16 protein-coding genes are annotated in these 21,443 nt (G+C 75.1%); 8 read left to right on the plus strand and 8 right to left on the minus strand.

From position 1 onward, the window contains the following. Nucleotides 1-70: 70 nt before the first annotated feature. The gene (locus tag ACF08W_RS25520) at nt 71-2,686 is read right to left on the minus strand and encodes an ABC transporter permease (RefSeq protein ID WP_392280660.1); all 2,616 of its coding nucleotides are present in this window, start codon (nt 2,684-2,686) and stop codon (nt 71-73) included. After that, entirely contained in the window at nt 2,683-3,378 is a 696-nt protein-coding gene (locus tag ACF08W_RS25525) for an ABC transporter ATP-binding protein (RefSeq protein ID WP_392280677.1), read from the minus strand. The genes ACF08W_RS25520 and ACF08W_RS25525 overlap by 4 nt, the downstream gene beginning before the upstream one ends. 181 nt (nt 3,379-3,559) lie before the next feature. On the opposite strand from ACF08W_RS25525, the gene ACF08W_RS25530 reads away from it, so the two are divergent. The 3 genes from ACF08W_RS25530 (at nt 3,560) to ACF08W_RS25540 (ending at nt 6,724) form a co-directional block, all read left to right on the plus strand. Then, nucleotides 3,560-4,849, plus strand: a complete 1,290-nt coding sequence (locus ACF08W_RS25530; protein WP_392280661.1) for a sensor histidine kinase — start codon at nt 3,560-3,562, stop codon at nt 4,847-4,849. After that, entirely contained in the window at nt 4,837-5,493 is a 657-nt protein-coding gene (locus ACF08W_RS25535; RefSeq protein WP_392280662.1) for a LuxR C-terminal-related transcriptional regulator, read from the plus strand. The genes ACF08W_RS25530 and ACF08W_RS25535 overlap by 13 nt, the downstream gene beginning before the upstream one ends. 103 nt (nt 5,494-5,596) lie before the next feature. Continuing rightward, nucleotides 5,597-6,724, plus strand: a complete 1,128-nt coding sequence (locus ACF08W_RS25540) for an aminopeptidase P family protein (protein WP_352273021.1) — start codon at nt 5,597-5,599, stop codon at nt 6,722-6,724. A gap of 72 nt (nt 6,725-6,796) precedes the next feature. On the opposite strand, the gene treZ is transcribed toward ACF08W_RS25540, so the two are convergent. Then, entirely contained in the window at nt 6,797-8,563 is a 1,767-nt protein-coding gene (gene treZ, locus ACF08W_RS25545; protein ID WP_392280663.1) for a malto-oligosyltrehalose trehalohydrolase, read from the minus strand. 303 nt (nt 8,564-8,866) lie between these two features. Here treZ and ACF08W_RS25550 point away from each other — a divergent pair, with 303 nt between their 5' ends. Then, nucleotides 8,867-9,844 (plus strand): alpha-L-fucosidase, encoded by a 978-nt coding sequence (locus ACF08W_RS25550; RefSeq protein WP_392280664.1) that lies wholly within the window; start codon nt 8,867-8,869, stop codon nt 9,842-9,844. Here ACF08W_RS25550 and ACF08W_RS25555 read toward each other — a convergent pair. Continuing rightward, nucleotides 9,831-10,214 carry a hypothetical protein gene (locus ACF08W_RS25555; RefSeq protein WP_392280665.1) on the minus strand — a complete coding sequence of 128 codons (384 nt, stop codon included), beginning with the start codon at nt 10,212-10,214 and terminating at the stop codon, nt 9,831-9,833. The two genes, ACF08W_RS25550 and ACF08W_RS25555, sit on opposite strands and share 14 nt — an antisense overlap. 233 nt (nt 10,215-10,447) lie before the next feature. Then, entirely contained in the window at nt 10,448-11,401 is a 954-nt protein-coding gene (locus ACF08W_RS25560) for a GNAT family N-acetyltransferase (protein WP_392280666.1), read from the minus strand. Nucleotides 11,402-11,596: 195 nt separating this feature from the next. Between ACF08W_RS25560 and ACF08W_RS25565 the strand changes: the two genes are divergently transcribed. Together ACF08W_RS25565 and ACF08W_RS25570 are read left to right on the plus strand one after the other, a co-directional pair. Then, a complete protein-coding gene (locus ACF08W_RS25565) occupies nt 11,597-12,166 on the plus strand; it encodes a DUF1707 and FHA domain-containing protein (protein ID WP_352273016.1) in 570 nt (189 codons plus the stop codon). Nucleotides 12,167-12,389: 223 nt separating this feature from the next. Further along, nucleotides 12,390-13,379, plus strand: a complete 990-nt coding sequence (locus tag ACF08W_RS25570; RefSeq protein WP_392280667.1) for a cytochrome P450 — start codon at nt 12,390-12,392, stop codon at nt 13,377-13,379. Here ACF08W_RS25570 and treY read toward each other — a convergent pair. Together treY and glgX are read right to left on the minus strand one after the other, a co-directional pair. After that, the gene (treY, locus tag ACF08W_RS25575) at nt 13,366-15,741 is read right to left on the minus strand and encodes a malto-oligosyltrehalose synthase (RefSeq protein ID WP_392280668.1); all 2,376 of its coding nucleotides are present in this window, start codon (nt 15,739-15,741) and stop codon (nt 13,366-13,368) included. The two genes, ACF08W_RS25570 and treY, sit on opposite strands and share 14 nt — an antisense overlap. 141 nt (nt 15,742-15,882) lie before the next feature. Next, nucleotides 15,883-18,033 (minus strand): glycogen debranching protein GlgX, encoded by a 2,151-nt coding sequence (gene glgX, locus ACF08W_RS25580; RefSeq protein WP_385206023.1) that lies wholly within the window; start codon nt 18,031-18,033, stop codon nt 15,883-15,885. Between the two features lie 330 nt (nt 18,034-18,363). Between glgX and ACF08W_RS25585 the strand changes: the two genes are divergently transcribed. Next, nucleotides 18,364-19,596, plus strand: a complete 1,233-nt coding sequence (locus ACF08W_RS25585; RefSeq protein ID WP_352273012.1) for an SAV2148 family HEPN domain-containing protein — start codon at nt 18,364-18,366, stop codon at nt 19,594-19,596. Nucleotides 19,597-19,710: 114 nt separating this feature from the next. Then, nucleotides 19,711-20,442, plus strand: coding sequence for a 3'-5' exonuclease (locus tag ACF08W_RS25590; protein WP_352273011.1), 732 nt, complete (start codon nt 19,711-19,713; stop codon nt 20,440-20,442). Nucleotides 20,443-20,487: 45 nt separating this feature from the next. Here ACF08W_RS25590 and ACF08W_RS25595 read toward each other — a convergent pair whose 3' ends face one another. Then, nucleotides 20,488-21,354, minus strand: a complete 867-nt coding sequence (locus ACF08W_RS25595; RefSeq protein WP_352273010.1) for an aminoglycoside phosphotransferase family protein — start codon at nt 21,352-21,354, stop codon at nt 20,488-20,490. Nucleotides 21,355-21,443: the final 89 nt, after the last annotated feature.

Genomic DNA, 21,443 nt, shown 5'->3' on the forward strand with positions numbered 1-21,443 from the left:
GTTCGGGGCCGGGCGCCGTCGTGCGTCCGCGAGCTGCGACGGCGGTCGAGCTGCCGCCGGACTGCGCGCCTCAGCCCCGTCGGCGTACCAGGAGGGGCCCGAGCGTTCCCGCGGCCGCCGCGACCGTCACGGCCAGGGCGAGCAGCCCGTACTCCGCCGGGGGCAGATACGGGGGAGAACCGGCCGCGGACACCGCGAACGCCGTCAGGGGGACCGCCGCGACCACCGTGCCGACCACCAGCCCGGCCACCGTCACCAGCCCGGTCTCCAGCACCAGCGTCCGGAGCAGCTGTCCGCGCCCCGCCCCGGCGGTCCGCAGCAGCCGGAGCTCGGCCCGGCGCCCCACCGTGATCAGGGACAACGTGCTCACCACCGCGAACAGCGCGAACCCGCCGATCACCCAGACCCCCACCACGGTGACCGCGTCGTCCCCGGCCGGTACCGGCGGGGCGATCCGGACGTCGTCGGCGGTCGCGGTCCCGACCGTCACCCCGGTGTACGGGGCGAGCGCCCGCCGGAGCGCGGCGACGGTGGCGGCCGAGGGGGTGTCGTCCGCCGTGCGGACCAGCACCGAGCGGTCGCGGGGGACGTCGACATGGCCGGCCAGCGCCTCGCGCGGCAGCAGGAACTCGCCGATCCCCAGTGCCCGTTCGTACAGCGCCACCACACGGAGCCGGACCTGGGCGCCGTCGCCGAGCCGGAGCCGTACGGTGTCGCCGGGGCCGACACCGAGGTCCCCGGCCCGGTCGGTGCCGACGGCCACGGTGTCCCGGCCGGTGAGGTCCGCCAGGTCGCCCGAGACGACCCCGGGGTCGAGGGTGCCGGACAGTCCGTCCGCCGCCACCCCGAGCACCGGGAACCGGTCGATCCTCGGGTCGCCCAGCTCCTGATGGGCGAGGACGACGGTGGAGCGCAGCACCCCGGTCGCCGCCACCACCCCCGGCGTTTCGCGCACGGCCCGGACCGCCCCGTCCGGCAGCCCGGCGGCCGGGCCCGTCACCACCAGACCGGCCCGCAGCGCGGCGGCGGCCTGCCGGTCGGCGGCCCGTTCCAGCGTCGCGCCCGCCGCCAGCTGGACGCAGACGAACGCGACGGCCAGCACGATCGGGGTGAGCGCCGCACCCAGCCGACGGTGGTGCGCGGCGGCCGACCGCGCGGCCAGGAACCCGGGCGCCCCGCCCAGCCACCGCACCGGCGGACCGCCCACCCGCACCGCCCCGCGCGCTATCCACGGCCCGAGCAGCGCCACCGCGACGACCAGCGAGGTCGCCGCCCCCGAGGCGGCCACCGCGGCCGCCTGGCCGCCCTGGGCCGTGGCCGCCCCGGCCGCCCCCAGCCCCGACACCGCCAGCACCGCCCCGGCGGCCGTCCGGACCTTCCCCGGCGCGCCCGGCTCCGAAGCCCCGGCCGGACCCGGCGCGGCGGCGGGCCGGCCCGAGGTGCCGGACCGGGCCGCGAGCACCGCGACCGGGCGGGCCGCGAGCGCGACCACCGCTCCGCCCACCACCGCCGCGACCGGCGGCAGCCACCACGGCACCGGCAACGGCAGCGCGTCCGTGGCCAGCAGCGACCGCATCCACAGCCCCAGCGGTATTGCCCCGGCACCGCCCACCACCGCCGCCGCGACGGCGACCCGGCCCACCTCGCGGCCCACCGCCGACCGCAGTTGACGGGGGGTCGCCCCGACAGCCCGCAGCAGTGCCAGTTCGCCGGAGCGCTGGTGGACCGCCTGGGCGATGGCGGTGGCGATCACCAGGAGCGCCACCATGAAGACCGTCCCGGTGACCGAGGCGAGCAGCGGCAGCAGCTCGTCCCGGGCGGCGAGCGCGTCCGGCTGCCCGGCCCGCCCGCGCTCCGCACCGGTCAGCACCCGGACCGCCGGGGCGCCGGAGTCCCGGCCCGCCCAGGCCCGTTCCAACGACGCCCGCAACGCGTCCGACGACACCCCCGGCCTCGCCAGGACCCCGACCGCGTCGACCGTTCCCGGGTGCCCGGCCAGGGCGGTGAGGTGGCGTCCGGTCAGGAAGGCGGCGGGGGAGCCACCGGACCGGCCGCCGCCGTCGGCGATCCCGCTGACGGTGTACGTCCGGGGCGCCCCGCCCGCCTGGAGGGTCACCCGATCCCCGGTCCGGCCCCCGGTGGCCGCCGACAGCGCCCCGTCCAGGACCACCTCCGCGTCCGACCGGGGCGGGCGGCCGGCCGTCAGCCGGTAAGGGGCGAGCGCGGCGGCCGCCCAGGAGCGGCCGAGCGCCGGGGCCGCGCCCCGCGCCCCGGCCGCCGTCACCGGAACCGTGGCGTCCGCGACGGCCCGCGCCACCCCGGGCGCGGCGGCGGCCCGCGCGACCACGGAGCGCTCCAGCCGCACCCGTTCCGGCAGATACGCCGTCACCGTCCTCGGCTCGCTGCCCCACGGCTTCGCGGTGTACGTCACCCGCTGCTCCGCCACCACCACCGCGTCGGCCCCCGCGTACCGTCCCACCGGCGGCTCCACCACCAGCAGCACGCCCACGACCAGCGCGAACGCGCCGATCAGCGCGGCGGCCGCCGCCGTCGCCGCGAACACCGGCGCCCAGGACCGGCGCCGCGTCGCCAGCGAACGCCGGGCGAGGAACTCCGAGGCCCGCCGCATCCCGGCCCGCACCTCGGCCCCCGAAACCCCGGCCGCCTCCTTCTCCCGCACTCTCATCGCAGCCGGCCGCCGTCCATCGTCAGCACGGTCTCCGCCCGGGCCGCCGCCACCGGGTCATGGGTGACCATCACGACCGTACGGCCGTCGATCCGCACCGCGTCCTCCAGCAGCCCGAGCACCAGCTCCGCCGACGCGGGGTCCAGGGCGGCGGTCGGCTCGTCCGCGAAGACCACCTCGGGGGCGGTCACCAATGCCCGTGCCACCGCGACCCGTTGCTTCTCCCCGCCGGAGAACGCCGCCGGGTCCTGCCCGCCGCGCCCCGCCAGACCGACCCGGGCCAGCAGCTCCCGTCCCCGGGCCAGCACCCGCTCGTCCGCCGGGTCGGCGCCCGCCAGCACCAGCGGCAGCACGACGTTCTCCTCCACGTTCAGCGACGGCACCAGATTCAGGGCGTGCGACGGGAAGACGAACCCGATCCGGTCCCGCCGGAACCGGGTCAGCGCCGCCTCCGACAACGGGCCGAGATCGGTCGACCCGATCCGCACCGTCCCCGACGTCGGCCGGTCCAGCCCCGCCGCACACCGGAGGAACGTGCTCTTCCCCGAGCCCGAGGGGCCCACCACCGCGGTGAAGCTCCCCGCCGGGACCACACAGCTGACCGCGTCCAGCGCCACCGTCCCCCGGCCCGGCCCACCATGGCGCCGGCTCACCGCCTCCAGGCGCAGCGCGGCCCCCCGCACCGCCGTCATCGTCTCCGCCACTACCCCGGCTCCTTCGCTCGGCACACCCTGTGACCTGCGTCAACGCTAGGAACAGGGGTGGCGTGGGACGAGAGAGCGGATACCCGGAACGGGGGTACAGCCCGCTCCACCACGGCCGGGGAGCGGGTACCCCTCCGGCGTACCGCGGACCCCCGTAACCTGGCATGTCATGAGCAGTGCCATTTCCCCCGCCACCCCGCTGGCCGCCGCCGTCCGGCGTTCCTGGGACGCCTCGCGCTATCTGGCCATCGGGATCGGCGTCGCGCTGCTCGCCTATGTGGGGACGTTCCTGGTGGTGGCCGCGATGCTCTTTGCCGCCGTGCTGATTGGGCTGCCCGCGTTGCCGGAGGCCGCCAAGGTGCTGCGCCGGTGCGCGGAGTGGGAGCGCCGCCGGGCGGCGGCCCGGCTGGGCCTCGCGTTCGTCCCCACCTCCTATCCGCCGCTGGACAGCGACGAACTCTCCGAGCGGGTCCGGCGGGTGCTCACCGACCCGACGGTCTGGCGCGACGCCCTCTGGCTGCCCGTCCAGGCCCTCATGGGCAACGCCCTCGGCTATCTCGCGATGGTGCTGTGGCCGGTCGGGCTGCTGGTGGACGGGGCAGGGCTGACGGTCCTGCACCTGCTGGACCGGCGGGCCGCCGACGAGTACGGCACCCCGCCGCCCCCGCGGACCGGCTGGGTGCTGCGCTGGCACGGGGTCCTCGCGGACCTGTCGGCGAGCTGGACCCGGTCGCTGCTCACCACCTCGCCGTCGGGCGCGCTCGCCGAACGGATCGCCCAGCTGACCGAGAGCCGGGCGGGCGCGGTCGAGGCGCACGGCGCCGAACTGCGCCGCATCGAACGCGACCTCCACGACGGCGCCCAGGCCCGGATCGTCGCCCTGTCCCTCCGCATCGGCCTGGCCCGGCAGCTCCTGGACCACGACCCGGCCGCCGCCCGGGTCCGGCTGGACGAGGCGCAGGACGGGGCGGAGGCCGCCCTCGCCGAACTGCGCCACGTGGTGCGCGGCATCCACCCCCCGGTCCTCACCGACCGGGGACTGGGCGGCGCGGTCCGGGCCCTGGCCGCCGACGCGGGCGTACCGGTCGCCGCCGAACTGGACGGGGTCGAGGACGGGCGCAGACTCCCGGCCGCCATCGAGGCCGCCGCGTACTACGTCATCGCCGAGGCACTCACCAACATCGGCAAGCACAGCGGGGCGACCGCCGCCACCGTGCGCCTGCGGCGCACCCCCGGCACCCTGCGCGTGACCATCGGCGACAATGGGCGCGGCGGCGCGGCGGAACGGTACGGCACGACACCGGAGCGGCCCGCCACCGGGGGCGCCCACCTGGGCGGTTCCGGCAGCGGGCTGGCCGGCATCCGGCGGCGGATCGCCGCCCTGGACGGAACCACCCGCATCAGCAGCCCCGCCGGGGGGCCGACGGAGATCGAGGTGGAGCTGCCGTGCGGATCGTGATCGCCGAGGACAACGCGTTGCTGCGGGAGGGGCTGATCCTGCTGCTCACGAGTGCCGGCCACGAGGTGGTGGCCGATGCCGCGACCGGGCCCGAGGTGCTGCCCGCCCTCCTGGAACACCGCCCGGACGCCGCCGTCCTCGACGTACGGCTGCCGCCCACCTTCCGCGACGAGGGGCTGCGCGCCGCGCTCGCCGCCCGGGAGAAGCTGCCCGAACTGCCGATCCTGGTCCTCTCCCAGTACGTCGAGGAGACCTACGCCGCCGAACTGCTCGCCCAGGGCGCCCAGGGCATCGGCTACCTCCTGAAGGACCGGATCGGCCGCGTCGACCAGTTCCTCCAGGCCCTGGACCGGGTCGCGACCGGGGGCACCGCGCTCGACCCCGAGGTGGTGACCCAGCTCCTCACCCGCAAGTCGACCGCCACCCCGCTGCGCAGCCTCACCCCGCGCGAACGCGAGGTGCTGGAGCTGATGGCCCAGGGCAAGGCGAACGGCACCATCGCCGCCGAACTCGTCGTGACGGAGCGGGCGGTGAGCAAGCACATCGGCTCGATCTTCGCCAAGCTCGGCCTGGAGCCCGACGACGGCACGGTGCACCGCCGGGTCCTGGCGGTGCTCGCCTACCTGGAGGGCAAGGGCACCTGAGCGCCGGAGAGCCTGCCGGGCGGCGGCCCGGTCCGCTCGCGTCCGCCCGTCCGGACGGGCAGGATGCTGTACGCCGTGTGCCGTAGCGCCAGGAGGTCCCCGCATGTCCAGCCAGAGCCAGCCCGTACCGTTCACCGCCGACGACTACCGGGCCCGAATGGAGCGGGCGGCCGACGCCGCCGCCGGGGCCGGGCTCGCCGGGGTGCTCGTCGCGCCCGGCCCCGACCTCGTCCACCTCACCGGCTACCAGCCGGTGAACACCGAACGCCTCACCCTGCTGGTCCTCCGGGCCGGGCAGGACCCGGTGCTCGTCGTCCCGACGCTGGAGGCCCCGGACGCCGGGGCGGCCGTCGGCGCCCCCGCCCTCACCCTGCGCGACTGGACCGACGGCACGGACCCGTACGCCGTCGCCGCCCCGCTGCTCGACGGGCGGGGCCGGTTCGCGGTCAGCGACAACGCCTGGGCGATGCATCTGCTCGGCCTCCAGCGCACCCTGCCGGACAGCTCCTACGTCTCGCTCACCGACGCCCTGCCGATGCTGCGCGCGGTGAAGGACGCCCACGAGCTGGAGCGGCTCGCCGCCGCCGGGGCCGCCGCCGACGCCACCTACGGAGAGATCCTCAAGGTGCGGTTCTCCGGCCGCAAGGAAACCGACATCGCCGCCGAACTGGCCGACCTGCTCAGGAGGTTCGGCCACTCCCAGGTCGACTTCACGGTCGTCGGCTCCGGCCCCAACGGCGCCAACCCGCACCACGAGGCGGGCGACCGCACCATCGAGCACGGCGACATGGTCGTCCTCGACTTCGGCGGCCTCAAGCACGGCTACGGCTCGGACACCTCCCGCACCGTCCACGTCGGCGAACCCACCGCCGAGGAGCAGCGGGTCCACGACATCGTCCGCGAGGCCCAGCGGGCGGGGTGCGACGCGGTCCGGCCGGGCGTCGCCTGCCAGGAGATCGACCGCGCGGCCCGCGCCGTCATCACCGAGTTCGGCTACGGCGAACGCTTCATCCACCGCACCGGCCACGGCATCGGCGTCACCACCCACGAACCGCCCTACATGATCGAGGGCGAGGAGCTGCCGCTGGTGCCCGGGATGTGCTTCTCGGTGGAGCCGGGCATCTACCTGCCGGGCCGGTTCGGCGTGCGGATCGAGGACATCGTGACCGTCACCGAGGACGGCGGCCGGCGCCTCAACACCACCGCCCGGGAACTGGCGGTCGTCGAGTAGGGGCTGTCCTGCCGTCCCTGGCCGCCCGCCCGCCGGGGATGACGGGTCAGCTCTGGGGAGCGGTTCGCCCGGTCAGCCGTCGGCCAGTACGACGCACGACTCCGGCGGCAGCCGCAGCAGCCCGTCGCCGCCCGGGGCCGCCACCGGCTCCCAGGCGGCGACCACCCGGCCCCGGCCGCCGCCCAGCGGGATGTCGGCCGGCTCCCCGCCGAGGTTGACCGCGATCCGCAGCTCGCCCCTGCGGTACAGCAGCCAGCGCGCCCGCTCGTTGTGGGCGGTGCGCACCGACGCCAGGTCCGGGTCGCGCAGGTCGGGCAGGGCGCGGCGGAGCGCGATCAGCTCGCGGTACCAGGCGTGCAGCCGGGCGTGCGGCTCGCGGGCCGCCTCGTCCCAGTCCAGGCAGGAGCGGTCCCGGGTAGCCGGGTCCTGCGGGTCGGGCACCTGCTCCGCCGTCCAGCCGTGCGCCGCGAACTCCCGCCGCCGCCCCTCGCGCACCGCCTCGGCCAGTCGCGGGTCGGTGTGGTCGGTGAAGAACTGCCAGGGGGTGCGTGCCCCCCACTCCTCGCCCATGAACAGCATCGGGATGAACGGCCCGGTCAGCACGAGCGCCGCGGCGCACGCCAGCAACCCGGGGGAGAGGGCGGCGGCGAGCCGGTCGCCCCGGGCCCGGTTGCCGATCTGGTCGTGCGTCTGGGCGTAGCCGACGAAGCGGTGGGCGGGGGTGCGGGCGGTGTCGACGGGGCGCCCGTGGGTGCGGCCCCGGAAGGCGGAGTACGTCCCGTCGTGGAAGAAGACCCCGGTCATGGTGTGGGCGAGGGCGGCCAGCGGGGCCCGCGCGAAGTCCGCGTAGTAGCCCTGCGACTCACCGGTCAGCGCGGTGTGCAGGGCGTGATGGAAGTCGTCGTTCCACTGCGCGTGCAGCCCGATCCCGCCCTGCGGGCGCGGGGTGGTGTCCCCGGGGTCGTTGCGGTCGGACTCGGCGATCAGCGGGAGCGGGTGGCCCAGCTCGGCGGCGAGCGCGTCCACGGCCGCCGACAGCTCCTCCAGATAGGTCAGCGCCCGCCCGTCGGCCAGGGCGTGCACCGCGTCGAGCCGGAGCCCGTCGAGCCGGTAGTCGCGCAGCGAGGCGAGCGCGCTGCCCAGCAGATACGCCCGCACCTCGTCGGAACCGGGGGCGTCGAGGTTGACCGCCGCACCCCAGGGGGTGTGGTGCGTGTCGGTGAAGTACGGCCCGAAGGCCGGAAGATAATTGCCGGACGGGCCCAGATGGTTGTGGACCACGTCCAGGAGGACCGCGAGCCCGAGGCCGTGTGCCGCGTCGACGAAGCGCTTCAGCCCCTCCGGCCCGCCGTACGGCTCGTGCACGGCCCAGAGCGACACCCCGTCGTACCCCCAGCCGTGGGTGCCGGGGAAGGGGCAGACCGGCATCAGCGACACATGGGTGACACCCAGCTCGGCGAGGTGCCCGAGCCGGGCCGCCGCGGCGTCGAAGGTGCCCTCCGGGGTGAACGTGCCGATGTGCAGCTCGTACAGGACGGCGTCCTGGAGCCCGCGCCCCGGCCGCTCGGCGCGCCACGCGAAGCGGCCGTGGTCCACGACGGCGCTCTCCCCGTCCAGCCCGTCCGGCTGGCGGCGCGAGCGCGGATCGGGCAGCACCCGTACGCCGTCGGAACCGTCCGCCCCGCCGTCGAGGACGAACCCGTAGCGGTCCCCGTCCGAGGCGTCGGCCGCCACCTCCCACCAGCCGTCCCGCCCGGGGGCCCGCTCCATGGCCCGGGACCCGCCCCGCAGCCGCAGCTCCACCGAACCGGCCTTCGGGGCCCATACCTCGAACAGCATGCCGACGCTCCTCTTCTCCTCGCCCCCGTAACCCTCCACCGCACAGCGACCATCACCCGCCCACGGCACTGGATCCACGCTGTTACCGGCGATTAAGGTCTGCTTCTGATCACTGCCCCCTCAGGTTCTGATCAATACGCACTTTCCGATCCGTCCGCACTTCCTCGTACGCCCTGTGGAGGCCGAGATGACCGTGCCGTCGTTCCCGCCCGGCTTCCCCCCGGGCCACCGCGGCCGCACCCCCATGGCCCCGTACGACTGGTGCCGCGCCCCGGTCCGCGCGCGGAAGAGCGGCGGCGCGGGGTGCTGAGCACGGCCGACGCGTGGTGGTCCCGGGCGGCACTCGGGATCTTCGTGCACTGGACGCCCGCCTCCGTGCCGGGCTGGGCCCCGCCGCGCGTCCCGGCCGACCGGCTCCCGGCGGCGGCCCGCCGCGCGCCACTGGCCTGGACGCCGCACGCCGAGTGGTACGAGAACGGGCTCCGGTTCCCCGGCAGCCCCGTGGCCGCCCACCACCGCGCGACCTACGGCAGCCGCCCGTACGCCGCCTTCGGAGGCGACTTCCAGGACGCACTGACCGGCTGGGACCCGGCGGGCTGGGCCCGCGCCTTCCGCGCGGCGGGCGCCGACTACGCCGTCCTGGTCGCCAAGCACCACGACGGCTTCTGCCTCTGGCCCTCCACGATCACCAACCCGCACCGGGCCCGCTGGCACACCCGGCGCGATGTGCTCGGCGAGTTCGCCGAGGCGGTCCGCGCCGAGGGGATGCGGCTGGGGATCTGCTACTCCGCCGGGCTCGACTGGACCTTCGACGCCCGCCCCATAGGCACCGCCGCGCACGCCCGCGCGGCCGTCCCGCGCGGCGACTACCCCGCGTACGCCGGTGCGCAGCTGCGCGAGCTGATCCGCCGTTACCGTCCCGACCTGCTCTGGAACGACACCGTCTGGCCCGGCACGGACACCGACGTACGAGGGCTCACCGAGTACTACCGCTTCGCCGTCCCGCGCGGTGTCATGAACCGGCCGCTCACCCCGTACCGGTCCCTGCGGCTCCCCGGCGCCGGGCCCCCGTACGGCCTCAGCCCCGGCGACGGCAGCGGCGCCTGCCACCACCGCGACTCCCCGTCCGGACCGGACCCGGTGGGGGCGGGGCCGGACGGAGGCGGCGGGCTGCTGCTGGCCGTGGGGCCGCGCGGTGAGGACGCGACCATCCCCGGCCGGCAACTGAGACGCCTGGAAGAGGCGGCCCGGGGCACCGGGCCGGGAGCTACGAGCGGTTGAGGCGGATGGAGTTGACCTTGGTCAGGTCGACGGCCAACATTCCGCCCGCGTAAATGGTGGGGCCGGTGCACGTGGTGCCGCCATAGCCGTAGCAGAGGGTGATGCTGGCGCCTCCGGTCTGGTTGTTGGCCACCCAGTGCGAGTTGTACTGGTTCTTCAGGTCGTGGGCGCCGTACGACCAGTAGGTGTCGGTCAGGGTCGCAGCGCTGGGGGCCTTGCCCTCCGCGTAGACGCAGGCGGCGCCGGACGGGCAGCCGTAGAGGGGGGAGGCGAGGCTGCTGGCGTCGGCGGCACCGGCCCCCGTCATCAGGGCGGCGACGGTACCGACGGTGGCGGCGGTGGCGCCGAGCGCGGCCTTCAGGTGCTTCATGGTGTTCCCTTCGTCATCTCCACGCGGGGGCACCGGGCGCCCGGTCCCGGTCTCGAACTCCGGTTCCGGAGCCAGAACGACGGTGCGTCCCCGCGTGAACCCCGTGGGCGGAACACCGGACACCGGTGCTCCGCCGTGCTTCTTAAAGAAGGGTGCGGTGCCCAGGGGGCGGCCGCCGGTGGTTTCGGCCCCGGCCGAAACGTCGGCCGCGCGTGCGTCCGCTCCGGGCGGGGTCAGTCCCAGACCATGTCGAAGGAGCGCTCGAAGTTCACGTACCCGAGGCGGGCGAAGGACAGGGCCATCGGTACGTTGCCGAGGTCGGTGGAGGCCCGGATGCGCACCACGTCGTCCTGGGCGGCGAGGATCCGGGTGCCCTCGGCGAGGAGGTCGTCGATGTATCCGTGGCCGCGCTGTCCGGGGAGCACCCCGATGTAGGCGATGATCGGGTTGTAGTTGTTGCGGGCCGGTATCACGAAGCCGACCGGCTCGCCGTCGGGGAGTTCGGCGATCCGCCACCACGCGCGCGGGGTGCGGTAGTGCGCCAGCTCCTCGTCGTAGTGCTTCTCGGCCGCCTCGCGGGCGGTCAGCCCGGAAGCCAGGTCGGCCCGGCCGTGCGCGTCGAGGGTGCCCTCCATCACCGGGGTCATCAGCGCGAGGAGGTCCTCGCGGTCGGCGACCGGGCGGAACCGGAGCCGCCCGCCGTCCTCGGGGACCGGCGTCCCGGCCCGCCACTCCAGCCGCAGCCGCTCGACCAGCATCCGTGCGCCGGAGCGTTCCATGACCCGGATCCGGGCCTCCACGATCTCCCGGGCAGCCGGGTCCTCCCGCCAGTCCGCCGGGACGAAGCGCCCGTACTCGGGCCTCGGCGCACCGGCCGGAACGACCGCAGCCGTCGCCGTCTCCAGCAGCCGCAGCCCCGCCTCCCCGCGCTCCGGCTCGGGCACCGTGTCGTCCAGGTCGAAGACGTCCAGGAGGAGGGGTGTCTCGCCGTTGTTGCTCCACCAGGCGAGCCGGGCCACCAGCCGCTCGCCGCTCAGGGCCACCCACATCCACTCGGGACGCCGCCGTCCCGAGGCGAGATCGTCGTCGAACTCGTGGTCGAAGACGTACGACAACTGCCGGAACAGGGCGAGTTCCTGCGGGTCGGTGAGCGGACGGATGGTCAGTTCCTGCGGCGCAGGTGTCATGCATGCTCCTCGAGCGGGCCGGAAAGCCGCCCGGTGTGCTCGGGCGGTCTGCGGCGGCAGACAGTAGCAACGCGCCCGGGCCCGCGCGCGGGGATTTACCGGGCGCGGGCCCGTGGCCGGGCGCGAGCCGGCCGGAGCCCGGCCGACCGCACCGTTTCTGGACACTGCGGGGAGGTCGGACCGACAATTGACCGCGTGACGTCCTCCTTCGAGTCCCACACGCACGCCGTGCGCCTGTCCGACGCCCAGCGCGACCGCGTGCTCGGCGTGCTCAGAGACGGCGCCGCGCAGGGCAAGTTGTCCCACGACACCTTCATGCGGCGCATGGAGCTGGCGCTCACCGCCCGCCGCCCCGAGGAACTGGCGGCGCTCACCGCCGACCTGGAAGGCGAGAGCGGCTTCTCGCAGCGGGTACTCCGGGTCGTCGGCGGGGTCTCCGGTTTCCCCGGCCGGATACGCCGGGTCTGGCGGAACGAACGGCTCCCCAAACTCCTGCTCCCCGCCCCGAGCCCGCACCCCCTGCAGATCGGCCGCGATCCGGGGAACGGGCTGCGGCTCAACCACGAGACCGTCTCCCGGATGCACGCGCAGCTCATCGCGGCGCCCGGCGGCGGCTGGCTGCTGCGCGACCTCGGCTCGACCAACGGCACCTGCGTCAACGGCCGCCGGGTCACCGGCACGGTCCCGGTCGGCGCCGGTGACCAGGTGAGCTTCGGCCGGATGAGCTTCTGCCTCGCCGCCCCCGCCCCCACGCCCCCCGGCTGACCGACCGGACACGCCCCGGACCGCCGCTCACCCGGACGGCCGTACGCCGACTGCGCCACGGCCCGGACAGTGGTCCCCTGGGGGAACCGCGTCGCATCCCGGCGCCCCGGCCCCGGGACGTCTTCAGGACCGGGCGGGACCGGGCCGGTCAGCGGGGTCCGGCGTGTGCCGGGGTCCGCGAGCCCCCGGCACGGTCCGAACGGAGACGGTCCAGGGAGCACGGATGCAGGCCGACGCGCCGGGAGGCATATCCGCACCGGCCACCCGACCACGCCCCGGCCCCAGCCTCCTCGCCCCCTCCACCGCCCGCGACCCGTACCGCCTCTACCGGCTCCTGCGCGAGAGGCACCCGCTCAGTTACGACGCGCCCCTGAACGTCTGGCTGGTCAGCCGGTACGCGGATGTGGTCACCGCCCTCACCGACCCCCGGTTCACCGGCCTCCCGCACGACGCCGCACCCCGCCCCGGCCCCGCGCCCCTCGGCCTCTGCCACGGCGGCCCGCAGTGCGCCGACCCCCGCCCGCCCGGCACCGCCCCGGACCCCCGCGCCACGCCCCCGGACGACCGCACCGCCGCCCGGATCGAGCGCACCGCCTACGTACTGGCCCGCCGGATAGCCGCCCGCCGACAGGCCGATCTGGTCGAGGAGTTCTGCCGGTGGCTGCCCCTCGGCGCGGCCACCGGAACCGGCCCCGGCCGCTGCCCCGACCGGCTCGGCCACAGCCCCTGCACCCGCCACACCGCGCTGCGCACCACCGCGCTCGCCTCCTTCCTCGCCCACGTGCTGGACGCCCCCGACCTGCTCGCCGCCCTGCGCACCGAGCCCGCCCTCGCCGACCCGGCCTGGGCGGAGTCGCTGCGCCGCGACCCACCGGTCCAGGTGGTGCTCCGCCGCACGGCCACCGAGGTCACGCTCGACGGCGGCACCCTGCCCGCCGGAGCGCACGTCGCCTGCCTGACCGGCTCGGCCGGCCGCGACCCGGACCGGTTCGCCGCCCCCGACCTCTTCGACCCGTTCCGCACCGACCAAGACCGCGTCCTCACCGGCCCCGAGTCCTGCCCGGCCGTCCGGCTCGGCCGGACCGAGGCCCGGCTGGGGCTGTGCGCCCTGCTCGACGCGATGCCCCGGCTCCGCTGGGCCGACGGCTTCCGCCCGGCCCGCACCGGGCTGCTCACCCGGGGCCCGCGGACCCTGCTCGTCAGCAGCGGCTGAGCAACGCCACCGGGCGCTCGGCGAAGAGCTCGGCCGACGTGACCGGGCCCCCGGAGAACTTCCGGTCCGGGGCCAGCAGATCGGCCCACGCCCCGTCGTCCGGCAGCACCAGCTCCGTACCGCGCCAGCCGCCCGACTCCGCCAGCCGCGACGACAGCCGGGTCACCGCCGTGACCACCTCGCCGGAACGGCAGAACGCCAGACAGTGCGCGGCCGCCGGACCCCGGGCCTCCACCGGGGCGTACGTACCGGGCGTGCCGAACACCTCCGGCCGTTCGCGCCGCAGCCGCAGCGCCACCGAGGTGAGCCGCGCCTTCTCCGCCCCGAGACCGCAGCCTCCGCCCTCCCCGTCCGGCTCGCGGAACGGCCGCCGGTTGTCCGGGTCGACCAGCGCCAGGTACTCCCGCTCGGTGCCCTGGTACACGTCCGGCACCCCCGGCATCGTCAGCTGCACCAGCGCCGCGCCCAGCACATTGGCCCGGACGTACGGGGCGAGCGCGCGCGCGAACCGCTCCAGCGCCTCCCGCACCGGCCCGCCCGCACCGGCCGGACCCGCCGCGACGAAGTCCGTCACGGCCCGCTCGTAGCCCCGGTCCGACCCGGTCCAGCTGGTGAAGAGCCCCGCCTCGCGGGCCGCCTTCAGCAGCGTCGGCTCCATCCGCCCGGCCAGCTCATGGTCCGGCAGCCCCGTACAGCCCACCGCCGTCTGCCAGGCCGACCAGGCGAACTGCGCGTCGGGGGCGGCGACCGGCACCGCCCGTTCCAGCTCGGTCAGCAGCTCCGACCACGCCCGCGGGCACTCGGTCAGCACCGCGATCCGGGCCCGTACGTCGGCGCTCCGCTTGGTGTCGTGGGTGGTCAGCACCGTGCCGGTGGACGGCCAGTCGCGGGCCAGCCGGGCGCAGAACGCGTGGAAGTCCTCCGGCGCCACCGCGGGCCGCCCCGGATCGCCGCCCACCTCGTTCGCCGACACCAGCGGCGTGTACCGGTAGTACGCGGTGTCCTCGACCGACTTGGCCCGCAGCGCCGAGGCCGTCTGGGCGAACCGGTCGCGGAACGCCGTCCGTTCCGGCCCCCCGCCCGGCCGCCCCAGCGCCAGCCCCCGGACCACCTCGACCGCCGCCGCCTCCTCCGCGACCGGGAAGGCCGCCTTCGCGTCCCGCACCGCCGCCTCCGGCAACGCCTCCTCCGTCGACGGGGAGGACGGGGAATCCGGGTACGGGCGGTAGACCGGCACCCGGACCAGCAGTTCCCGGACCGCCGTGCGCAGCGCCCACGGCGCGTGGTCCCGCAGCGCGGGATCGGCCGCGCAGATCCGTACCGCCATCCGGGTCAGCAGCGCGGTCTCGGCGGCCAGCTCGTCCGTCACCACCTCGTACGCGGCCCGGCGGACGGTCGCCGTCCAGTCGCCGCCCCGGTCGGCGGCCGGGCCCGCGAACTCCCGGTAGCGGCCGACCAGCTCGGCCGCGCCCGCCGGATCGACGAACAGGCCGTCGACGTGGTGCAGCGCGTCGTACCCGGTGGTGCCCGCTACGGCCCATCCGGCGGGCAGGTGCTCGTTGCCGGTGAGGATCTTCTCCACCACCGTCCACCGGCCCCCGGTGGCCGCCGACAGCCGCTCCAGATAGGCCTCAGGGTCGGCCAGCCCGTCCGGATGGTCGACGCGCAGCCCGTCGACGACCCCGTCCCGGACCAGCCCCAGGATCGTGGCGTGGGTCGCGGCGAACACCTCCGGGTCCTCCACCCGCACCCCGATCAGCCCCGAGACCGTGAAGAACCGCCGGTAGTTCAGCTCGGTACGGGCCAGTCGCCACCAGCAGAGCCGGTAGTGCTGGGCGTCCAGCAGCTCTGGCAGCGGCAGACCGGCCGTCCCCGCCCGCAGCGGGAACTCCTGGCCGTCCAGGCGCAGCACCTCCCCGTCCACCCGGAACCGGTCCAGCTCCTCGCCGATCCGGCGGCCGAGCACCGGCAGCAGCACCTTCCCGCCGCCCGCCGCCCAGTCGATGTCGAACCAGCGGGCGTACGGCGAGGAGGGGCCCTCGCGCAGCACCTCCCGCAGCGCGCGGTTGTGGCGCGGGTCGGCGGCCATGTGGTTCGGCACGATGTCCACGACCAGCCCGAGCCCGTGCGCCCGCGCCGTGCGGGCCAGGTCCCGCAGCCCCGCCTCGCCGCCGAGCTCCCCGCGTACCCGGCCGGGGTCGACGACGTCGTAGCCGTGCCGGGAGCCGGGGACGGCCTCCAGCACCGGGGACAGATGCAGATGCGAGACACCGAGCTCGGCGAGGTAGGGCACGGCGCGCGCGGCGGCCGCGAACGGGAAGTCGGGCTGGAGCTGGAGCCGGTAGGTGGCGGTGGGCGTCATGCGGTCGTCCGTACCCGGCCCGGCGCCATCTGTGACAGAGAACGCCGCAAAGGGCCCGACCGGCGGTGTCCCCGCCCCCCCCGGGGGGGGGTGTCCGACACATGCCTGCGGCCGTCCGCGCACGCATGCGTCGGACACCCCCTACGCGGGCCGCTGGAGCACCGCCATGCTGCGCCCGACCAGCGTCACCCGCTCGCCCGCCGCCACCTTCGGCCCCGAACCGGGCATGACCCCGACCGGGCGCGCCGTGTCCACCACCAGCAGCCACTGCCGCCCGTGGTCCACCGGCACCCGGAACTCCAGCGTCCGGTCGCTCGCGTTGAACATCAGCAGGAACGAGTCGTCGTGGATCCGCTCGCCGCGCGGCCCCGGCTCGGAGATCGCGTTCCCGTTGAGGAAGACCGTGAGCGCCTTGGCGTGGGCGGCCTCCCAGTCCCGCTGTGTCATCTCCCCGCCCTCCGGGGTGAACCACGCGATGTCCGACAGCTCGTCATGGGTGCCCTGCACCGGGCGCCCGTGGAAGAACCGGCGGCGCCGGAAGACCGGATGGTCGCGGCGGAGCCAGACCATCGCCCGGGTGAACTCCAGGAGGCTGCCGCCCGCCGCCGGTCCGTCGTCCTCCCCGGCGCCCCCGTCGGCGGCCGGATCCGGCCAGTGCACCCAGGACAACTCGCTGTCCTGGCAGTACGCGTTGTTGTTGCCCCGCTGGGTACGGGCGAACTCGTCGCCGTGACTCAGCATCGGCACGCCCTGCGAGAGCATCAGCGTGGCGATGAAGTTCCGCATCTGCCGGGCCCGCAGGTCCAGCACCTCCGGCCGGTCCGTCTCGCCCTCGACCCCGCAGTTCCAGGACCGGTTGTGGCTCTCGCCGTCCCGGTTGCCCTCGCCGTTGGCCTCGTTGTGCTTGTCGTTGTACGCGACCAGGTCGTGCAGGGTGAAGCCGTCGTGGCAGGTGGTGAAGTTGATCGAGGCGAGCGGGCGGCGCCCGTCGTCCTGGTACAGGTCCGAGGAGCCGGTCAGCCGGCCGGCGAACTCCGCCAGGGTCCGGGGCTCGCCGCGCCACAGGTCCCGCACGGTGTCCCGGTACTTGCCGTTCCACTCGGTCCACAGCGGCGGGAAGTTTCCCACCTGGTATCCGCCCTCGCCGACGTCCCACGGCTCCGCGATCAGCTTCACCTGGCTGACCACCGGATCCTGCTGCACCAGGTCGAAGAAGGACGACAGCCGGTCCACCTCGTGGAACTGCCGGGCCAGGGTCGCCGCCAGATCGAAGCGGAAGCCGTCCACATGCATCTCGGTCACCCAGTACCGCAGCGAGTCCATGATCAGCTGGAGTACGTGCGGTGACCGCATCAGCAGCGAGTTCCCGGTCCCGGTGGTGTCCATGTAGTACCGGGGATCGTCCGCGAGCCGGTAGTACGAGGCGTTGTCCAGCCCCCGGAAGGAGAGCGTCGGCCCCAGGTGGTTGCCCTCCGCGGTGTGGTTGTAGACCACGTCGAGGATCACCTCGATGCCCGCCTGGTGCAGGGCCCGCACGGCCTGCTTGAACTCCAGCACCTGCTCGCCCCGGTCGCCCCAGGACGCGTACGCGTTGTGCGGGGCGAAGAAGCCGATGGTGTTGTAGCCCCAGTAGTTGGCGAGCCCCGCGTCGGCCAGCCGGTGGTCCTGGACGAACTGGTGGACGGGCATCAGTTCGATCGCGGTGACCCCCAGTTCCGTCAGATGGGCGATCACCTCCGGATGGGCCAGCCCCGCGTAGGTGCCGCGCAGCTCCTTCGGCAGCCCCGGGTGGAGCATCGTCAGCCCCTTGACGTGGGCCTCGTAGATCACCGTGCGGTGGTAGTCCGTCCGGGGCCGGCGGTCGTCGCCCCAGTCGAAGTACGGGTTCACCACCACCGACGTCATGGTGTGCGGCGCCGAGTCGAGGTCGTTGCGCGCGTCGGGCCGGCCGAACGGGTAGCCGTACACCGCCTCGCCCCACCGGATCTGCCCGGCCACCGCGCGGGCGTACGGGTCGAGCAGCAGCTTGGCCGAATTGCATCGCACCCCGCGCTCCGGCTCGTACGGCCCGTGGACCCGGAACCCGTACCGCTGACCGGGCATCACCCCGGGCAGATAGGCGTGGCGGACGAAGGCGTCGGTCTCCCTGAGCTCGACCGCCGTCTCGGAACCGTCCTCGTGGAGCAGACACAGCTCGATCCGTCTGGCGGCCTCCGAGAAGACCGCGAAATTGGTCCCGGCGCCGTCGTACGTGGCGCCGAGGGGGTACGCCTGTCCCGGCCATACCTGCATGGGCTCGACTCCTCCACCTCTGATCAGGGCAGATCCTTCCCGAAAGAAGTGCGCCGACCTAGGACGTCACCCGGTCCGGTCAACATCGGGCCTCTTCGTGTCGCCCAGAACCGTGATCCGGACCCCCGGGCGGAGCCCCCGCCCCGCCCCCGGGGCGGGATGGGGTGCTTAATCACTATGAATCCCCTCACTCCGGCCGATCCCGGCGTGGAGAACAAGCCTGCGTCACTGCCGAGTTGACGAAGCAGCATGCGCATCCTGCTGCACCGGATCCCGCTCCCGGAGTACCCTTCCTTGATCGTTGGTGGGGGAGTGGAAGGCGGTGCGCGGGTGAGCTCGGGAGGCTTCGAGCTGCCCCCAGGTGACCCAGGTCACGAGGGGGAATCCACCGATGTCCCCCCAGGGGCGGTATCGCTTGTGCAACCCGTGGAGATCGGCGCGGAGCTGGACTGGGGCGCGGACGCCTGGAGCGAGGTCCGGATGCGCGCCCAGCGGGCCGGCCGGGCCTACATCTGGCTGAATCTCGTGGAGCAGCGGCTGCGCGCCGTGGTCGCCGCGGTGCTCCGGCCCATCTACGAGCCGGTGCACGGCGAGGACTGGGTGGTGGCCGCCGCCGGTCCCGCCGGACAGGAATGGGTGCAGCGCGCCGTCGCCGTGCGGGAGGTCTCCCGCCGCAAGGGCTATCTGCTGGACCCCGCCGACGACAACGTCCTCAGCTTCCTCACCCTGCCCCAGCTCCGCGAGCTGATGGTCCAGCACTGGCCCTGCTTCGAGGCGTACTTCGACGACCGGCGCGAGGTGGAGCTGGCCCTCGACGAGCTGGAGGTCGCCCGCAACGTGGTCTCCCGCAACCGCGCCCTGAACGAGCCGGTCCTCGCCCAGGCCGAGCGCGCCTCCGCCCGGCTCCTGGAGATCCTCGGCAGCGGCGCCGCCGTCCCGTCGGCCGACCGGCTGCCGGTCGACGCCGTGGAGGAGCTGGTCGGCGACCGGTACGCGGACGTGGTCTCCGTCCACTCCGACCGGGTGCGGCTCCAGCGCCAGCTCCCCGCCGAGGACCTCTTCGGCAACGCGCGGCGGCTCGACGCCATCGGCATAGGGCTCAACCTGCTGGTGCAGAACTTCTCGGGCCGCCGGCTCGTCCGGCTCGCCGAGTCCGGCTGCCGCGTCCGGCTGCTCTTCATCAACCCGGCCAGCAGCGCGGTCAAGCGCCGGGAGCGGGAGCTGGGGCTGAAGAAGGGCGAACTGAGCCGGTCGGTGGAGATGAACATCCTCCACATGCGCCGGGTCCGCTCCAAGCTCCGCGACCCGGGCGCCTTCGAGATCCATGTCTTCGACGAGACCCCGCGCTTCACGGCCTACCTGGTGGACGGCGACGGCACGGACGCGGTCGGGGTCGTCCAGACCTATCTGCGCCGCGCACGCGGCATGGAGGCACCGGTCCTGGTGCTGCGCGGCGGCGGGCGGGCGGTGTTCCGCGCCGGGCAGGAGAACGAGCACGGGCTGTTCGAGACGTACCGCGAGGAGTTCGAGTCGGTCTGGGCCGACTCCCGGCCCGTCTCCTGACGGGCCGTCCTCCCCGGACGACCCCGGGCGCGTTCGGCGAGGGGGCCCGGGGGCTCTGTCAGTGGTGCGTGCGAGGGTGGTCACCACATGGGGGAGCAACGAAGGAGGTACCCGATGAGCTGGGACCGTGAGCCGCTGGTCGGTTTCGACCTGGAGACGACGGGCACGGAGCCGCTGGAGGCGCGCATCGTGACGGCGGCCGTCGTGAGCGTCGGCAGCAGCGGCGCGGAGCCCGCGCAGGAGCGCACCTGGCTGGCCGATCCGGGGGTCCTGATCCCGGCCCAGGCCTCGGCGATCCACGGCATCAGCAGCGAGCGCGCGGCGGCGGAGGGCCGCCCGGTCCGCGAGGTCGCCGACGAGGTCGCCGAGACGCTGGCCGGCCACTGGCGCCGGGGCGTCCCGGTCGTCGCGTACAACGCGGCCTTCGACCTGACGCTGCTCACCGCCGAGCTGCGGCGCCACGGACTGCCCTCGCTGAGCGACCGGCTGGGCGGGGCGGGCATCGGCCCCGTCATCGACCCGTACACCATCGACCGCGCGGTGGACCGCTACCGGAAGGGCAAGCGCACCCTGGAGGCGGTCTGCGTGGAGTACGGGGTGGTCCACGGCGGCGCCCACGACGCGGGGGCGGACGCGCTGGCCGCGGTCCGGGTGGCCCACGCGATAGCCGGGCGCCACGGCTCGGTGGCCCGGATGTCCGCCGCCGAGCTGCACGAGCGCCAGGTGGAGTGGTACGCCCGGTGGGCGGCGGACTTCCAGAGCTTCCTGCGCCGCAAGGGCACGGCGGACGCGGTGGTGGACGGCGACTGGCCGCTGCGCCGCCCGGCCGAGGTCCCGGCCGGCTGACGCCCTCCCGGTCCGGATCCCCGGATCAGAATCCGTATCCCCGGATCAGAAGGGGTACCAGCGCACGGTCGGGTCGTCGTCGCGCAGCGAGGCCACCCGGCGGCGGAACTCCACGAGGGCCTTCGGGTTGGCCGGCGCGTGCTGGGACACCCAGGCGCAGCTGGCGGTCTCCCTGGCCCCGCGCAGCACCGGGCACCCCTCCCACGCGCGCACGTCCCAGCCGTACGCGGCGGTGAACGCGTCGTACGCCTCGGGCGCCAGCCCGTACCGGTCCCGGGACAGCGCCAGGACGACCAGGTCGTGCTCGCGCAGATCCGCGGAGAAGGTCTCCAGATCGATCAGGACCGGGCCGTCCGGGCCGACGTGCGCGTTGCGGGTGAGCGCGTCGCCGTGGATCGGCCCCGGCGGCAGGTGCGGGACCAGCGCTGCGGCCGCCGCGGCGAAGCCGTCCCGGCGCTCGCGCAGATAGTCGGCGTCGGCCGGGTCGATCGCGTCGCCCGCCAGCCGCAGCCACCGCTCGACCCCGCCCAGCAGTTCGCGGCGCGGCAGGGTGAAGCCGTCCGGGGCGGGCAGCGCGTGCACCTGGGCCAGCAGCGGGGCCAGGTCCTTCGGCTCGGTGGGGCGCACCGCCTCGGGCAGCCGGTGCCAGAGGGTCACCGGGTGCCCCTCGACCAGCCGGGCCGCGGGCTCCGCCGCCCGTACGGCCGGGACGCCCGCGTCGGCCAGCCAGTGGGCGACGGCCACCTCGCGCTCCGCCCGTTCCCGCAGTTCCGGGTGGTGCACGGCGTCCCGGCCGACCTTGACCACCAGGTCGCCGACGGCGAACACCGCGTTCTCCCCCAGCGCGAGCAGCTCCGCGCCGCCGGACAGACCGGCGGCGGCGAGCACCTCGCGCGCAAGCATTTCGTTCATGTCTGCGATTTTCGCACCCGCGCAGGCGTCCTTGACGAACCGACGACCCGTCAGCACGATGACGTGGGCCATCCGACCGGCCAGAACGG

This window comes from Streptomyces sp. NPDC015144 (genome assembly GCF_043079735.1).
In the GTDB taxonomy this organism is placed as follows: Bacteria; Actinomycetota; Actinomycetes; order Streptomycetales; family Streptomycetaceae; genus Streptomyces.

What these genes read in the sequence shown, in the direction of transcription:
- treY (WP_392280668.1), bottom strand. Translation starts at nt 15,741, where the DNA reads ATGACGCCCACCGCCACCTACCGGCTCCAGCTCCAGCCCGACTTCCCG.
- ACF08W_RS25595 (WP_352273010.1), bottom strand. Translation starts at nt 21,354, where the DNA reads ATGAACGAAATGCTTGCGCGCGAGGTGCTCGCCGCCGCCGGTCTGTCC.
- ACF08W_RS25520 (WP_392280660.1), bottom strand. Translation starts at nt 2,686, where the DNA reads ATGAGAGTGCGGGAGAAGGAGGCGGCCGGGGTTTCGGGGGCCGAGGTG.
- ACF08W_RS25590 (WP_352273011.1), top strand. Translation starts at nt 19,711, where the DNA reads ATGAGCTGGGACCGTGAGCCGCTGGTCGGTTTCGACCTGGAGACGACG.
- treZ (WP_392280663.1), bottom strand. Translation starts at nt 8,563, where the DNA reads ATGCTGTTCGAGGTATGGGCCCCGAAGGCCGGTTCGGTGGAGCTGCGG.
- ACF08W_RS25525 (WP_392280677.1), bottom strand. Translation starts at nt 3,378, where the DNA reads ATGACGGCGGTGCGGGGGGCCGCGCTGCGCCTGGAGGCGGTGAGCCGG.
- ACF08W_RS25570 (WP_392280667.1), top strand. Translation starts at nt 12,390, where the DNA reads ATGCAGGCCGACGCGCCGGGAGGCATATCCGCACCGGCCACCCGACCA.
- ACF08W_RS25555 (WP_392280665.1), bottom strand. Translation starts at nt 10,214, where the DNA reads ATGAAGCACCTGAAGGCCGCGCTCGGCGCCACCGCCGCCACCGTCGGT.
- ACF08W_RS25560 (WP_392280666.1), bottom strand. Translation starts at nt 11,401, where the DNA reads ATGACACCTGCGCCGCAGGAACTGACCATCCGTCCGCTCACCGACCCG.
- glgX (WP_385206023.1), bottom strand. Translation starts at nt 18,033, where the DNA reads ATGCAGGTATGGCCGGGACAGGCGTACCCCCTCGGCGCCACGTACGAC.
- ACF08W_RS25540 (WP_352273021.1), top strand. Translation starts at nt 5,597, where the DNA reads ATGTCCAGCCAGAGCCAGCCCGTACCGTTCACCGCCGACGACTACCGG.
- ACF08W_RS25530 (WP_392280661.1), top strand. Translation starts at nt 3,560, where the DNA reads ATGAGCAGTGCCATTTCCCCCGCCACCCCGCTGGCCGCCGCCGTCCGG.